This window comes from Flavobacterium sp. FlaQc-48 (genome assembly GCF_044007335.1).
In the GTDB taxonomy this organism is placed as follows: domain Bacteria; phylum Bacteroidota; class Bacteroidia; order Flavobacteriales; family Flavobacteriaceae; genus Flavobacterium.
Map to the genome: position 1 here is coordinate 75,992 of NZ_JBIPCR010000019.1, position 14,313 is coordinate 90,304.

General features: G+C 36.0%; 15 protein-coding genes and 3 tRNA genes. 9 read left to right on the forward strand and 9 right to left on the reverse strand.

Going from position 1 to position 14,313, the window contains the following annotated elements; all coding sequences use genetic code 11:
* Nucleotides 1-20 precede the first annotated feature (20 nt).
* Complete coding sequence (locus ACHRWY_RS22950; RefSeq protein ID WP_395357719.1) at nt 21-557, forward strand: YbhB/YbcL family Raf kinase inhibitor-like protein; 537 nt, start codon at nt 21-23, stop codon at nt 555-557.
* Between the two features lie 57 nt (nt 558-614).
* On the opposite strand, the gene ACHRWY_RS22955 is transcribed toward ACHRWY_RS22950, so the two are convergent.
* The 4 genes from ACHRWY_RS22955 to ACHRWY_RS22970 all read right to left on the reverse strand — a co-directional run bounded on the left by ACHRWY_RS22955 (nt 615) and on the right by ACHRWY_RS22970 (nt 3,902).
* Nucleotides 615-1,592 carry a zinc-dependent alcohol dehydrogenase family protein gene (locus ACHRWY_RS22955; protein ID WP_395357720.1) on the reverse strand — a complete coding sequence of 326 codons (978 nt, stop codon included), beginning with the start codon at nt 1,590-1,592 and terminating at the stop codon, nt 615-617.
* A gap of 10 nt (nt 1,593-1,602) precedes the next feature.
* Nucleotides 1,603-1,881 carry a putative quinol monooxygenase gene (locus ACHRWY_RS22960; protein WP_395357721.1) on the reverse strand — a complete coding sequence of 93 codons (279 nt, stop codon included), beginning with the start codon at nt 1,879-1,881 and terminating at the stop codon, nt 1,603-1,605.
* 2 nt (nt 1,882-1,883) lie between these two features.
* Complete coding sequence (locus ACHRWY_RS22965; RefSeq protein WP_395357722.1) at nt 1,884-2,489, reverse strand: NAD(P)H-dependent oxidoreductase; 606 nt, start codon at nt 2,487-2,489, stop codon at nt 1,884-1,886.
* A gap of 426 nt (nt 2,490-2,915) precedes the next feature.
* On the reverse strand, nt 2,916-3,902 hold the full coding sequence (locus tag ACHRWY_RS22970; RefSeq protein ID WP_395357723.1) for an aldo/keto reductase: 987 nt from the start codon (nt 3,900-3,902) through the stop codon (nt 2,916-2,918).
* A gap of 115 nt (nt 3,903-4,017) precedes the next feature.
* Here ACHRWY_RS22970 and ACHRWY_RS22975 point away from each other — a divergent pair, with 115 nt between their 5' ends.
* A complete protein-coding gene (locus ACHRWY_RS22975) occupies nt 4,018-4,866 on the forward strand; it encodes an AraC family transcriptional regulator (protein WP_395357724.1) in 849 nt (282 codons plus the stop codon).
* Between the two features lie 56 nt (nt 4,867-4,922).
* Nucleotides 4,923-5,372, forward strand: a complete 450-nt coding sequence (locus ACHRWY_RS22980; protein WP_395357725.1) for a hypothetical protein — start codon at nt 4,923-4,925, stop codon at nt 5,370-5,372.
* Between the two features lie 167 nt (nt 5,373-5,539).
* Here ACHRWY_RS22980 and ACHRWY_RS22985 read toward each other — a convergent pair whose 3' ends face one another.
* From ACHRWY_RS22985 to ACHRWY_RS22995, 3 genes are all read right to left on the reverse strand, one after another.
* Nucleotides 5,540-6,598, reverse strand: a complete 1,059-nt coding sequence (locus ACHRWY_RS22985; protein ID WP_395357726.1) for an SMI1/KNR4 family protein — start codon at nt 6,596-6,598, stop codon at nt 5,540-5,542.
* 27 nt (nt 6,599-6,625) lie between these two features.
* Entirely contained in the window at nt 6,626-7,387 is a 762-nt protein-coding gene (locus ACHRWY_RS22990) for an NlpC/P60 family protein (RefSeq protein ID WP_395357727.1), read from the reverse strand.
* A gap of 66 nt (nt 7,388-7,453) precedes the next feature.
* Nucleotides 7,454-8,632 carry an acetyl-CoA C-acyltransferase gene (locus tag ACHRWY_RS22995; protein ID WP_395357728.1) on the reverse strand — a complete coding sequence of 393 codons (1,179 nt, stop codon included), beginning with the start codon at nt 8,630-8,632 and terminating at the stop codon, nt 7,454-7,456.
* Between the two features lie 239 nt (nt 8,633-8,871).
* On the opposite strand from ACHRWY_RS22995, the gene ACHRWY_RS23000 reads away from it, so the two are divergent.
* The 5 genes from ACHRWY_RS23000 to ACHRWY_RS23020 all read left to right on the forward strand — a co-directional run bounded on the left by ACHRWY_RS23000 (nt 8,872) and on the right by ACHRWY_RS23020 (nt 10,747).
* A tRNA-Ser gene (locus ACHRWY_RS23000) sits at nt 8,872-8,955 on the forward strand.
* 17 nt (nt 8,956-8,972) lie between these two features.
* A tRNA-Pro gene (locus ACHRWY_RS23005) sits at nt 8,973-9,047 on the forward strand.
* A gap of 32 nt (nt 9,048-9,079) precedes the next feature.
* A tRNA-Arg gene (locus ACHRWY_RS23010) sits at nt 9,080-9,153 on the forward strand.
* A 180-nt stretch (nt 9,154-9,333) separates the two neighbouring features.
* Nucleotides 9,334-9,588, forward strand: coding sequence for a GIY-YIG nuclease family protein (locus tag ACHRWY_RS23015; protein ID WP_395357729.1), 255 nt, complete (start codon nt 9,334-9,336; stop codon nt 9,586-9,588).
* A gap of 337 nt (nt 9,589-9,925) precedes the next feature.
* Nucleotides 9,926-10,747, forward strand: a complete 822-nt coding sequence (locus tag ACHRWY_RS23020) for a phospholipase A (protein ID WP_395357730.1) — start codon at nt 9,926-9,928, stop codon at nt 10,745-10,747.
* Nucleotides 10,748-10,809: 62 nt separating this feature from the next.
* Here ACHRWY_RS23020 and ACHRWY_RS23025 read toward each other — a convergent pair whose 3' ends face one another.
* Nucleotides 10,810-11,790, reverse strand: a complete 981-nt coding sequence (locus tag ACHRWY_RS23025) for a phosphotransferase enzyme family protein (protein WP_395357731.1) — start codon at nt 11,788-11,790, stop codon at nt 10,810-10,812.
* 102 nt (nt 11,791-11,892) lie between these two features.
* Nucleotides 11,893-12,816, reverse strand: coding sequence for a hypothetical protein (locus tag ACHRWY_RS23030; protein ID WP_395357732.1), 924 nt, complete (start codon nt 12,814-12,816; stop codon nt 11,893-11,895).
* 361 nt (nt 12,817-13,177) lie between these two features.
* On the opposite strand from ACHRWY_RS23030, the gene ACHRWY_RS23035 reads away from it, so the two are divergent.
* Nucleotides 13,178-14,095, forward strand: coding sequence for a Dyp-type peroxidase (locus tag ACHRWY_RS23035; RefSeq protein ID WP_395357756.1), 918 nt, complete (start codon nt 13,178-13,180; stop codon nt 14,093-14,095).
* The last annotated feature ends 218 nt before the right edge of the window (nt 14,096-14,313 follow it).

Here is a 14,313-nt window from a genome sequence, read left to right on the forward strand (position 1 = left end):
ATTTTAAAAAAAATAAAAATATGAAGAATATAACATTTTCAATTGTCGCGATATTGATTTTTAATTGGCTTTCTTCTCAAACTTTTATATTGAAGAGTAATGATTTAGGAGGACAATTTAGGAGTAAAAATTTCAGTAACACGTTTGGGTGTAATGGAGAGAATAAATCACCGGAGCTTTTTTGGGAAAATGCCCCACAAGGAACACAGAGTTTTGCTGTAACAATGTATGATAAAGATGCCCCAACAGGAAGTGGTTTTTGGCATTGGGTGGTTTATAATATTCCGGCAGGTACAAGAATGTTACCTGTAGATGCCGGAAATATTTCTCAGCAAAATTTACCAAAAGAGGCGATTAACGGTCTTAATGATGCGGGAATATTTGGTTATTTAGGGCCATGTCCGCCTGTTGGACAAAGTCATTTGTATTTGATAACTGTGTATGCTTTAAAGACTAAATTAACGTTAGATAAAGATGCAAGTTCTGCTTTAGTAGGTTTTATGCTAAATGCCAATAGCTTAGAAAAAGCATCATTAGCGATCTACGGACAACAATAAAAACGATTAAAAAAAAAGCTTTTGGATAAGTTCTAAAAGCTTTTTTTATGTAAAAGATTAATAAATATCCACAACAATTCTTCCAATAGCTGAACCATCGCTTACAGCTTTGTGAGCTTCTATGGCATTGTTTAAAGTGAATGTTCTGTTGTCAATAAGGGGTTTTAACTTTCCTTCTTCGAATAGTTTTGCAGCTTCTGTCAGAATATCGCTGTGGTGTTTTCTTCCTTCGCCACTTATGGCCGGATGTAATACAAAAATGCCATGAATACTGGCAGAACGCAGAGAACTTGTTGCCAGTGTATGGGTTCCAAAAGCATAACAACTGCTAATTTGACCGTAATGACGAATCGCTTTTAAGGAATCATCAAAAGATTGTCCTCCAAGGGTATCGTAGATAATATCAAAGCCTTTTCCGTCCGTATACTGATTAACATAATCTTCAACCGGGGTATTTTTATCAATTGGGGTTACTTCGTACGATTTTACAATAGATGCTTTTTGTTGAGAAACTGTTGCGTAAACCTCCGCACCAAAAATTTTGGCAAGTTGTACCACTATATGACCAACGCCACCAGCTCCGGCATGTACCAAAACTTTGTCTCCTTTTTGTACTTTGGCTCTGTCAATCAAACCTTCCCAGGCGGTAAGTAATACCAGCGGAATCCCCGCAGCTTCTTTCATACTTAGGTTTTTTGGTTTTATGGCCAGTAAATCGGCATCGACAGCAGTATATTCAGCCAGAGTTCCCTGAAGGCCTAAAACGCCTCCTGCAAGTCCGTACACTTCGTCGCCAACTTTGAATTTAGTAACATCTTCGCCAATTGCTTCAATAACTCCGGCAAGGTCTGTTCCTAAAATAGCGGGCAATACCGGTGATGCATAAGGCGAAACTCCAATTCGGATTTTGTTGTCGATCGGGTTTACGCCACTGGCATGTATTTTAACTAAGACTTCTCCTTTTTTTGGGCTTGGTTTTTCTATTTCGGTGCTTACAAATTCAGATTCGTAAGTATTAGTAAAGAGTGCTTTCATTGTTTTTAAATTATAGTATTTGTGCGGTTTTATAAACCTGAATAGGTGAAGCGACTAAACTTTCGCTTTGGGCAATAAAATCAAGTAAATAAGGCTGATTGTTGTGAATGTCAAGTCCTGCCTGATCTTTCCATTCTTCCCAGATAATGAAAACATGATCAGCAGCATGAAGGTCATAACGTATGCAGGCAGCTTCTTTTCGGGTTTCGGTAACCAAATGGTTTAGTCTGCTCTTTAGTTGTTCTGTATTTTCTGGTTTGCTTTTAAAAAGCGCTGTAATTGAGATCATAGTTATAAAGTTTTAAGGGTTTGTTCTAAATGTTGGGTATAGTTTTTCTTAAAGCTGTCAATGTTTTCAGCGGTTGCACCTTTTTCGACATCGTGAAAATGAAAGCCATCCAGTTTTTGCATTCCTGTAAATTTATTCATTTTATGAAAGCCAAACATAGCTCCGTCGTCTACAGATGTTTCTTCGAAGAATTCTCCCGGAAGTGTAAAAGCGGTTGCAGGCGCATTCCAGCTTGTGGTTAACATGTATTTACGTCCGTGTAATTGTCCGCCCGTTCCGTAATTAATATCCGGATTTGTTCTGGTTCTTCCGTCGCTTTTGTAAATTCCTTTGTTGTGTCCGGCGGTGAAAACATCGTCGATATATTTTTTGAATAAGTTGGGTAACTGAAACCACCAAACTGGTGTATGATAAATTATTACGTCAGCCCAAACGAATTTTTCTACTTCTTCGTCTAAGTCGAATTCTTGTTTGATATCGGTTGTTTTGATTTCGAATTGCTTGCTGTTGGTTAAGTATTCGATTGTCCAATTGGTAACGGTTTCGTTGAATTTTCCGCCTGAATGAGCGAAATTTTGACTTCCGTTAATGATAAATATTTTCTTCATTTTTCTTTATGTTCTTATGAATTTGGGTTGCGTGAGGGATAGGAGTGAAAATCCTTTTATGCCGGTGTTCGGCATAAAAGATTGCAACGGATAGCCCGGCCCTTGGGACACGCCCAAATTCGTATTATTTAATTTTTGAGATTTTTTTTAAACACATAGAGACATAGGTTTTTTAGCTTTTGAAAAAGGTGGTAAAAAGAAACTAGTTTCTCACACATAGTTCTCAAAGTTTGTCATTTCGGGGAACGAGGAATCGCAATAAAAACTCTATAAAGAATGACGATAATCTTTGTCGAATCCCGAGTGCGATTCCTCGTTCCCCGAAATGACAAGATTGTGCAGGCTATGTTTGTTTAAACAAGTGAAATGCCTTTTTTCATTTCTATTGGCTATGTTTCTATGTGTTTAAATATTTTACGTTTAATATTATTTTAATTTCGAAATGGCCTGATTGATAAAATCTAATTCAGAAACTGATAAGTCAAAATCTAAAGTTTTTGCGTTTGAAATGGCTTGTGCTGCGTTTCGTGCTCCCGCTAAAACAATCGTAATTCCTTTTTGTAAAGTAGTCCAGCGCAATACCAATTGAGAGATGGACATGTGTTTTGTATTCGCCAGAGAACTCAGTTCTTCGACCAAAGTTTTTACTTTTTGAAGATCAAACTGACCAAAATATCCGTTTCTGTGATCGTTGTCTTTTAGCTTGCTGTCTGTAAAATATTTTCCGGTTAGTAAACCTCTTTCCATTGGGCTGTATGCGATGATTCCGATATTTTCTGCTGTTGTGTACGGAATAACATCTGCTTCGATACTACGATTCAGCATGCTGTACGGAACCTGATTAGATGCCAATTGAATTGTTTTTTGTGCTTCCATAATTTGAGAAAGACTGTAATTACTTACTCCGGCTGCTCTGATTTTTCCTTGTTGAATTAAAGCTTCAAGCGCTTCCATTGTTTCACTTATTGGTGTAGTGGCATCTGGCCAGTGAATTTGTAATAAATCAATATAATCGGTTTGAAGGCGTTTTAAGCTGTCTTCAACTTCTTTGATGATGTTGCTTTTTGACGCGTATTTGTAAACCGGGATTTTCTTTCCGTTGTCTTCGGCATCAAAAAAGAATTCTCCTTTTCCGTTGTTGCTTCCGTCCCAAACCAAACCAAATTTAGTTAGCAATTGTACTTTTGAACGATCTTGAGATTTTAAAGCTTCGCCAATCATTTCTTCGCTTAAGCCAAATCCGTAGAAAGGAGCGGTGTCGATTGTGGTTACGCCGTGATCGATTGAAGCGTGGATAGAATCGATGGAATCTTTCTTTTCGTTTCCGCCCCACATGTTTCCGCCAATAGCAAAGGCTCCGTATGTAATAGTTGATAATTCAAGTTCTGTATTGCCTAATTTTCTATATTCCATAATATTATATTTTAATGCTTAAAAATTGTTTGGCAAAATTATACCATTTTTAAGGCTGTTAAGTTGTATATATTTGTCTTTTTTATGTAAATTTGTAGCCGAATTAATAAAGAGCATGATGAAGAAAGAAAACTTATACGAGCCTTTTACGGTTTCCTTTGAAACGCTGGATGAATATCCGGATGTTGGAGATCGTCATAATTTCTTTGAACTGGTTTATATTCTGGGCGGAACGGGAAGACAGTGTATCAACAAAAATGTTTTTGAATATGATGCCGGACATATGTTTTTATTGACGCCTGAGGATTGCCATAATTTTACCATTGAAACCAAAACAGAGTTTTTCTTTTTGAGGTTTAATGATATTTATTTGAAAAATTCGAGTTTGCAGAATGAGAATATTCAGCGTTTAGAATATATTCTGCAAAATGCGAATCATCAGCCGGGTTGTATTTTAAAGAATCAGGCAGATAAATGTCTGGTAAAAGTAATGGTTGAAGCCATTATTAGAGAACGTCAGGATAAGGATGTGTATAATAAAGAACTGATTCAGCAATTGGTGAATACCTTAATTATTATTGTGGCGAGAAATATTGCGAAATATTTGCCGGAGCAGGTTAATATTGGCTGTGAAGCGAAAGCGATGGATATTTTGCAATACATCCAGAACAATATTTATTATCCGGAGAGAATTAAAGCAGAATCGCTGAGTGAATATTTTGGGATTTCGAATACGTACTTAGGGCGTTATTTCAAGAAACACGCGAATGAAACCATGCAGCAATATATCAGCAATTATAAAACGAAACTGATTGAACATCGTTTGCAGTTTAGTGATAAACGAATCAATGAAATTGCGTATGAATTTGGTTTTACGGATGAAAGCCACTTTAATAAGTTTTTTAAGAAACAGAGAGGGAATAGTCCTTCGGAGTTTCGAAAAGTAATAAGAATTAGTGCTTAATTGTTTTAATGATGTAAAATTCTCACTTTTGTTTCTGTTTAATAAATTGTTTACATATGGGCAGAAGTGATTATAAAATAAATGTACTAATAAATTCAAGTCTTCCAGATTATAGACTTTTCGTTGATTTTTTATGGGATTATGATCATAATGTTGATTCTGATGGAGATAGTTACAATCCTGCAAGCAGAAGTTGGGCTTTCTTAGATATGGAAAGTAGGGAAAATGAAAATGAAAGATTTTCGATAGATCAGGCACAAGATAATCCTTTAATTTATATTGTTAAATCTGAAAACCAAATTATAGCAAATAGAGTAGCTTATTTTTTAATGAAGGAGACAGATGGGGATATTTATTTTAATGATAAAAATTACAAATTTGATTTTTATAAAGATAAACTTGGAAATGATTTCGATTTATTGAAAGCACTACAAAGATCTGATAAAAGTATATGGAGACAATCGAGCTTAGAAAATCCCTATCCTAATAGACAAGAAAAAAAATAATATCTGATTAAAGTCAAATTCACTTACAAAACACAAAGAGGGGATTTTACTTCGGAGTTTAGGAAAGTGATACGTGTTAGTGCATGATGTTGGCACGCGGATGACGCGGATTCGCAAGCGAAAACACGGATTATCGCGGATTTTTTTGTTTTAGATTGAACGGATTTTTAATCTTGATTTTCTTTGCCGGTTATAAAATCGAAATGCTGTGTTTTACCTGTTTTTAGGTTGTTGATTTCTTTTTTTAAAAGTTCTTCTAAGGATTCTGCAGCTATGTTTCGTTCCCAGGATTCGTTTTGAAGTTCTATGATTTGACCAAATTTTCCTTTATCTGCCGGGTCGGTATCGTATACTAAATAATCGCCATTTCGTCCGGTTGCAAACGGTATCCATTTGGGATTTGCGTAATTATTGGTTTTGATTTTCTCGAAATCTATTTCTAGTTCGGGAAGATCGTCTTCCTCAAATTGTAAATCTTGTATCGCATTCCATTCTTCCTTAATGTCTTCAAACGGAATGAGATCATACGTCCAATCACGGATCAAAAATTGAAATGCAGAAGTTACTGCATTATATTCAACATTCTGAATCTTGTAAAAATTTTGAAGCGCTGGCGGAATTGTGATTTCATTTTCTAAAATGAAATGTTCTTTTAAATCTTCAGCAGAAATTCCGTCAGTAAGATTGTAGTAATCGTTATCTGCTGTGACAATTTTATTAATTTCAATAATCCATTCTTGCCATAAAGATTCTAATTGTTTAAATTCTTTATCGACAGGCAAGCGTGGGTTTTTAATCTTTTCCTCGTATGCAGATATGTCTATCGCTGTTATCTTATCATTTTCTCTATTAAACCAAACGCTTATGCCATTGAGAATAAAAGCACCGCTGTCATCTCCTTTAAAAAGTTTTACAAGTTGCTTTTTATTTGTTTTATAAAGCTCAAATAGATTTTGATTTTCAAAAACAAATTCTCCTGAAAACGACTGTTTTGAGCAGAAATCATAAGTGCCGTAATTAAGATCGAGCAGTAAATTTTCTGCTTTTACTCCTTCTTTAGAAAATGCAATAATACCGTGATTATCCCAGGTATAAATGTGGTTGTGTTTATTCTTTTTTAATCGATAATCTCCCAGGATTTTTTCTAAAATCGCAATCTCAATTGGAAATTGAATAGCAACTTCATTGATTTGAAAATGTGTTTTAGATAATGAAAAATTTATCAAGAGCTAAGTTTTAGAGATTGTTTGAAATTAAATGATCTTTTTAATAACACGTAATTTATGGGTATGTTTGTTTAATTCAGGATTGTAAATTCCTAAGTGATCTAAACGGTCAATGCGGACTTTTCCACTGGCGTGAATGATGTAATTATTGTCCATTATGATGCCTACATGAATGATATTTCCTTCGTCATTATCAAAAAAGGCTAAATCTCCGGCTTCGCTTTCTTCTATAAAACTCAGGGGTTCGCCTTCAAGTGCTTGTTGCGAGGCATCGCGGTGTATTTTGTATCCGTTTAGTTTGTACACCATTTGGGTTAAACCGGAACAATCGATACCAAAAGGGGTTTTGCCGCCCCAAAGATAAGGTGCGTTCAAATACATAAATGCGGTATTGATTAAAGCGCTTTTAGGTTTTACGCCACTAGTTTTTGTGCCTTCGAAATCAAAATTAGAAGTATTAATTTCGTTATTATTCAAAAAAGATAAAGAAGCACCAAGCGGAATGGGTAATAATAAATTATTTGAAGAAGTAATATAATCGATTAAATCAGCATTAAGAATAATGGATTCATTACTTAATTGATTGTAATTTGCTTCTGAAATTACCTGATACTGTTTTGAATCTACCCAACCTTCGTAGTCATCGTATTGCATTCTTATTCGGGCCCATTGATTTTGGCGTTCTAAAATCTCGAGGTGTTCGCCAAACAAAAGTTGTGTAACGATTTCGCTTCTGTCACTTGGCTCAGATCGAACGGGTACTATGGCTAGATTGCAAATTCCGAACATTTGGGTAATGTATTAGTTTGAAAAATTAGGAGTTATCGAATTTAATAACTCCTAATGTTATATTATTTAAGCTCTTTCGATAACAATTGCTGATGCACCACCACCGCCGTTGCAAATTGCAGCAGCTCCTGTTTTGGCATTGTTTTGTTCTAAAACATTCAGTAAAGTTACAATGATTCTGGCTCCGGAGCATCCAAGAGGATGTCCTAATGAAACAGCACCACCATTTACGTTTACTTTGTCGTTATCAAGACCAAGGATTTTTGAATTGGCTAATCCAACAACAGCAAATGCTTCGTTGAATTCGAAATAGTCAACATCGCCAATTGCAATTCCGGCTTTTTCTAAAGCTTTTGGTAATGCTTTTGCAGGGCTGGTTGTAAACCATTTTGGTTCCTGGGCAGCATCGGCATAGCTTTTTATATAGGCCAGGGGCTTTAATCCTAATGAGATCGCTTTTTCTTCGGACATTAAAACTAAAGCAGCAGCTCCATCATTTATTGTTGAGGCGTTTGCGGCAGTAACCGTTCCGTCTTTTGTGAAAACAGCGGCTAATGAAGGGATTTTATCTAATTTTACATTAGTGTATTCCTCATCTTTAGAAACAATGATTGGTTCGCCACGTCTTTGCGGAACTTCTACAGGAACAATTTCGTTGTCGAATTTTCCGGCATCCCAGGCTTTTGCACTTCTTTCATAGGATTGAATAGCAAAGTTGTCTTGTTCTTCACGGCTAATGTTGTATTCAGATGCACATAAATCAGCGCAAACTCCCATTGCGTTGTTATCGTAAGCATCTGTCAAACCGTCTTTTTGCATTCCGTCAAGCATTGTTGCGGGGCCAAATTTAGTTCCGTTACGCATTTGTACGTAATGTGGAATCAAACTCATGTTTTCCATTCCGCCTGCGACTACGATTTCGGCATCACCACAAGCGATAGCCTGAGCAGCAAACATTACAGCTTTCATTCCTGAGGCGCAAACTTTGTTTACGGTTGTAGCAGCAACTTCTTCAGATAATCCGGCAAAAAGTGCCGCCTGACGTGCCGGAGCTTGTCCAACTCCTGCTTGTACCACATTTCCCATGAATACTTCATCAACTAATTTTGGGTCAAGGTTAATTTTTTGAAGTGCGCCTTTAATAGCGGCAGCACCTAATTTTGGTGCGGGTACGGTAGATAAACCTCCCATGAAACTTCCGATAGGTGTTCTAACGGCAGAAACGATAACAACTCTTTTGTTCATTTTCTGTTAATATTAGTTAATCAAGCAAATTTACTCTTTATTTGAATAAATTCAAATTTTGGGGCAATTCGATTGGATTTTAAATTTAATATCAATTTTTTGTTAATTCTATTTGTTTGATTGTGAAGCCGTTTAAAAAAAAGATGAAAAAAAGATGAAAAAAAGCGCCAAAATAGTTGTGAGATATATAATGTTGTCTTAAATTTGCAACCGCAAAACAGAACACGTTTCTTGAGCTTGGAGAGGTGCCAGAGCGGTAATGGAGCAGATTGCTAATCTGTCGACGGGTAACCGTCGCCAGGGTTCGAGTCCCTGTCTCTCCGCTTAATAAATTTGCCTTCGGGGTGTAGCGTAGCCCGGTTATCGCGCCTGCTTTGGGAGCAGGAGGCCGCAGGTTCGAATCCTGCCACCCCGACAAAAACTTTGCCATAAAGTTTTAAAACAAATGGACGCATAGCTCAGCTGGATAGAGCACCTGCCTTCTAAGCAGGCGGTCGAAGGTTCGAATCCTTCTGCGTTCACATCAAAAGCCACTCAAATCGAGTGGCTTTTTTGTTTTGTATTGGTTTTAGTAACACAGCTCAGCTGGATAGAGCATCCCGATTTCCAATCGGGACGGTCGAAGGTTCGAATCCTTCTGCGTTCACATCAAAAGCCACTCAAATCGAGTGGCTTTTTTTTTACTCTAGATTGAAAAAATCATGAATTACTTTTATATCTTATATTCAAATTCACTTGACCAATATTACATTGGTCATACATCTGAGAGTTTAGATGAACGATTACGTAAACATTTATCAAATCATTCTGGATTTACTGGCAAGGCTAAGGATTGGATTGTTGTTTATTTTGAAGAATTTGAGACTAAACCACTGGCTTATAAAAGAGAATTAGAAGTGAAAAAATGGAAAAGTAGAATCAGAGTTGAAAAGCTTATAAGTAATCTTTTGTTATGATCAGCTGGATAGAGCATCCCGATTTCCAATCGGGACGGTCGAAGGTTCGAATCCTTCTGCGTTCACATCAAAAGCCACTCAAATCGAGTGGCTTTTTTGTTTTGTACCATTTACCAAATATTCTTTTTGTTTTGATTTTTTTTAACTATTATGCTAAGGTTTTGATTTTGAGAAACTTTGATGTAAAAATGAATCGACTATTTGATTGATTGCTGTATTCTTATTTTTATTGGGTTAACTGTTGTTTTTATTGCGTTAATTTGATTCATTTAAATAATGTACATTTATTGTAAAGAGCTAAAAGCTGAGAAAACAAGCCTCAATTTAAATTATAAGAATGTACCTGAAATACCTATTACTGTGTTTGGTTTTATTTTCAATCCAATCCAATGCGCAAATTTTAGAAGCTAAAAAGAATTTCCGTGCAGCAGACTCACTGTTGAAGGAACCTAGTTTTTCTGTTCACAAAGACAACTATTTTCTAACCGGAGTACCAATCAATACCGATATTACCCGTAACACCGCTGATGTAAAGTATCAGGTAAGCTTTAAGCTGCGGTTGAATTCAAAACCTTTGTGGGGTGGTTTTTTTCCCTATTTAATGTATACCCAAAAGGCGTTTTGGGATATTTACGCAAGTTCAAAACCGTTTTCAGAAATTAATTTTAATCCTGGTGTGGCCATTGTTCGTCCATTTTATTTAAAAGGCGGAAGGTTAACGTATGGTACAATCTCTTTAGAACATGAATCAAATGGCAGGGACTCTATTTACTCGAGAACCTGGAATATGCTTGCTTTTTCCTTAAAATCACAGATTTCTCCACGATGGATTGTAGGGTTAAGAGGCTGGATCCCGCTGGTGGATAAAGAAGACAATCCTTATCTTACCCAGTATGTAGGCTATGGTGAAGCGAGCGCAACTTATCAGATACAACCGGGACGATGGAGTGCGGATATTCTTTTTAGAAAGGGAAGTGGCCTTATTCGATACGGATCCCTGCAGACACAGGTAAACTGGCGACCTTACAAAAGTGAGAATTATTACCTGACACTACAGTGGTTTGTAGGTTATACAGAAAGTCTGATTGATTATCAGGAACATAAAAGCATGGTGCGTATTGGATTTACTATCAAACCTGAAAATATGGGGATTTTCTAATTTGCCTTAAATTTCTGCTGCATGCATTTTTACCTTACGCTTATTTTTGAACGTGTTTTAGGTTAATTTGTTTTTTCGTAATACCCCTTTATTAAAACTGAAATAAAACGCTTTAGGTAGACTTCATTCAAAAAAGTATTAGACCAGTTTTCAAACCTGCTGCATTGAACTCCAAGGTAAAAATAATAAAGGCATACACCCAAAACCGGAATAAGGCGTTTTTCTTCGTCATTTATTTTTTCTACGGTTTCGTAGCCTTTATAAAATGCTTTTATTTTTTCGGAACGCTCAATTTCGTCTTTTTCGGTACTGTATAGTTGTAAAATGTAGTACGCGATGTCTAAGCAAAGCCAGCCGTTTCCGCAAAAGTCAAAATCAAATAGCGTGACTTTATTCTCGTCAGAGATGTTCAAATTGTCGAACCATACATCCAAGTGCACAATTCCTTTTCTTAAAAGCCTATGGTCTGCATTAAGCAATTCCTTTTCAAGAATAGGTCGTGTGGCGATAAGAAATTGCATCTCTTCTGTTTCTTCAGAAAGAAAAGATTGGATAGCGGTAAGGGATTGGTTTAGTAAAATTTCAGGTAAATACGTAATGCGTTTGAGCTCCATTCCTTTTGTTGTATGGTGGATTTTAGCCATTAACATTCCAATTTCAAAATGAGTATCCTTGCTGAAATTTAAAATTTTGTGTCCTTTTGCGAAAGAGAATAAAACAGCATATCGTAAGCCCTCCGGTGCCTCTATAGGGTTGATGAAATTATCTAATGTATCTGCAATTGGGAAAGAAACCGAAATGTCATTTTGTTTTAAGAGTTGCAACAGTTTTAATTCTTCTGTTATTTCTTCTTTCGTTCGCCAATTGTAACTATAGACCCTAAAAATAAAAACCTCGTTATCGCTATCAATACGATAAGTGTGATTGATGCCGGTTTTTAATAATCTGCAAGTTGTATTGGATGACAATCCATATTTTTCGCGCACAAAACCGGCAATGTCTGATGAGGAAAGTATAGAACTGGTGACGGAGAATTTTTTCATTGGTTTACAGTCTTAGGTGGTAAAATTACAGATAGCTTGCTGGAGGAAAAAGGTTTTTATTTAAATTGGAATGTGATGGACAATGTAACGGATTTTTATGCATTAAAACCCATTAAGTCTTATGGCTAAACTTTTTAAATCTTGTTCAAGGGAACGAATAGTTGATTGTAGTTCATTTAGCATATTAGCTCTTGAATGTAAATCGTCTGCGGTATAGAGTCCGCCTTCATCAAAGAAGAGTTTTTGGGTTTCAGGATCTATTTTCCCGTCAAAATTATATTGTAACCACCTATTTTTTATGCTTTCCTGTAAGTCATTTTCTCCCGAATTGCTAAATTGTTTTTCATTTAGGATTGTCCAGATGGAGTCAGGATATGTTTGATTTGAATTGTCATTGTACCAAATATTCCGTAATAAGTTTCTCTGAAGTTTCAGGTCAATTTTTTTGCCTTTTGGAGAAATAGTCAATGCTCCCAATCCTGCACTGAGCAATCCGCCACTTACGCCTGCTAAATTGCTTGCATTATTGTTTTTTATTAAAACAGTTGCGACAGTAGTCAATGCGCCTAAAGTAACAGAGGCTACAGTAAGGTTTTTGGTTCTTTTATTGTTGATATCGTCTACAAAATCGGCTAATTTATTGATACGTTCGCCATTGCAATCTAATTCTGATGCCAGAGCATTTATTTCTATGTTGGTAAGCAGGAGGCGGTCGGTAATTTTTTGTTTTAGAACTAATCTTTTTAAAGTGTCTTTTTTGGTCTGAAGATACTCGGCCAGATAAGTTTCAATACCAATTGCTTTGCTAATCAGGATGTCGTGTCGGGACAAATTAGCCTTTAAAATACTGTCTTCTTTTTTTATATTCGTTTTGGAAATTTCGATTTGAGAATAATCATATTCAATAGTGGGCTGACAAAAATTGGTGGTCAAATAATCAATTTTTGTGCTTTTCAGAACGCTTGAACAGGAAGAAACAAGAATTGATATCGTAAGTAATCCTATAAATATTTTCAGTTGTTTCATATAGTTTTGTTTCGGCTTTATAAATTTTCACTTCATCTTCGTGGTAATAGAAATTCGATCAATTTAAAACAAAGTAGTTTCAGCTAAGCGAAAATACAAATTAAAATTCTAATCGCTTCTGTTTCATTAAGGTCTGTAAAAGGTAGTGAAGAAGTCTGAAAATCTTCGAACTAGATTTTACTCAGTTATATAAAATGTACTGCCATTTAAAAAGAATGAACCTGATACTACTGAAAAATCAGAGGTCATTTTTTGTACCTTTAGAACGATAATTATTTTAAAAGTTAAAGGTTAAAAGGCTTTTAAATTTTGATCCTGAAATGATATTTACGTCTAATTATAGAATATTTTATTTATGAGTATTAATTCTCAAAATGTATTAGATTATGCCAACAACAATACCATTTTTATGGTTTGGAATTTGAAGAAAGATGTTTCCCTGAACGATTCTTTTAAAAAACTTTGCTCATTGCTTATTAACCTTAATAATTCTGCGAATACCCGTTTTCCAGATTGTAAGGCCAGTGTGGTTATGGGAATTGGCTATGAAGCATGGTTATGGTTAAACCTGTCTAAACCACTTCCAAAAGAACTAGTGTCATTTGAACCTATTGCAGGATCTAAACATACGGCCGTAGCTACCAGCGGAGATTTGCATTTTCATATACGCTCTAAAGAGTTTAGTTTTTGTATTGATACAGCTGCGGCTATTTCAGCGGTCTTATCCGGTATTGGGGAAAGTATTGAAGAGATTCATGGATTTAGATACTGGGACAGCCGAAGTATTTTGGGGTTTGTAGACGGTACAGAAAATCCGCATGGCAGCGATCGGGAATTTTTTGGAATAATTGGAGATGAGGACTCTTTGTATAAAGGCGGAAGCTATTTATTTGTCCAGAAATACCTTCACGATCTTAACGCCTGGAAATCCTTGCCGGTAGAGGAACAGGAAAAAGTAATTGGCAGGTCAAAAGCGGATGATATCGAAATGTCTGATGATGAAAAGCCTTCGAATTCCCATTCGGCACTTGCCAATGTGGGGGATGACTTAAAAATTGTACGGGACAATATGCCATTCGGAAGTATGTCTACCAATGAAATGGGAACTTATTTTATTGCGTATGCCAGTACATTTACTACGATACAAAAAATGCTGACCAATATGTTTGTTGGTTCTCCAATAGGCAATTATGACAGGATTTTAGATTTTAGTACGGCCAAAACCGGAACTCTTTTCTTTGTTCCTACTTTTGATATGCTGGACCAGTTTGCGGAGTGAAGAGAGAGGACTTAAGATTTATGGATTAAGAGTTAAGACTGAGATGACGGTCTTTATTCATTTAAAACCTGGGCTAAAAGGTTTGGTTTTTACAGGACCTGTTTCCCGTCAAAAGCGATTCAATGGAGTCGCTTTTTGTTTTATAGGGTTCTAAAGATGTACAAGCATCTTTTTATGACTTTATAATTATCCCTATACTCTTTTAAAAATGTTGTTGG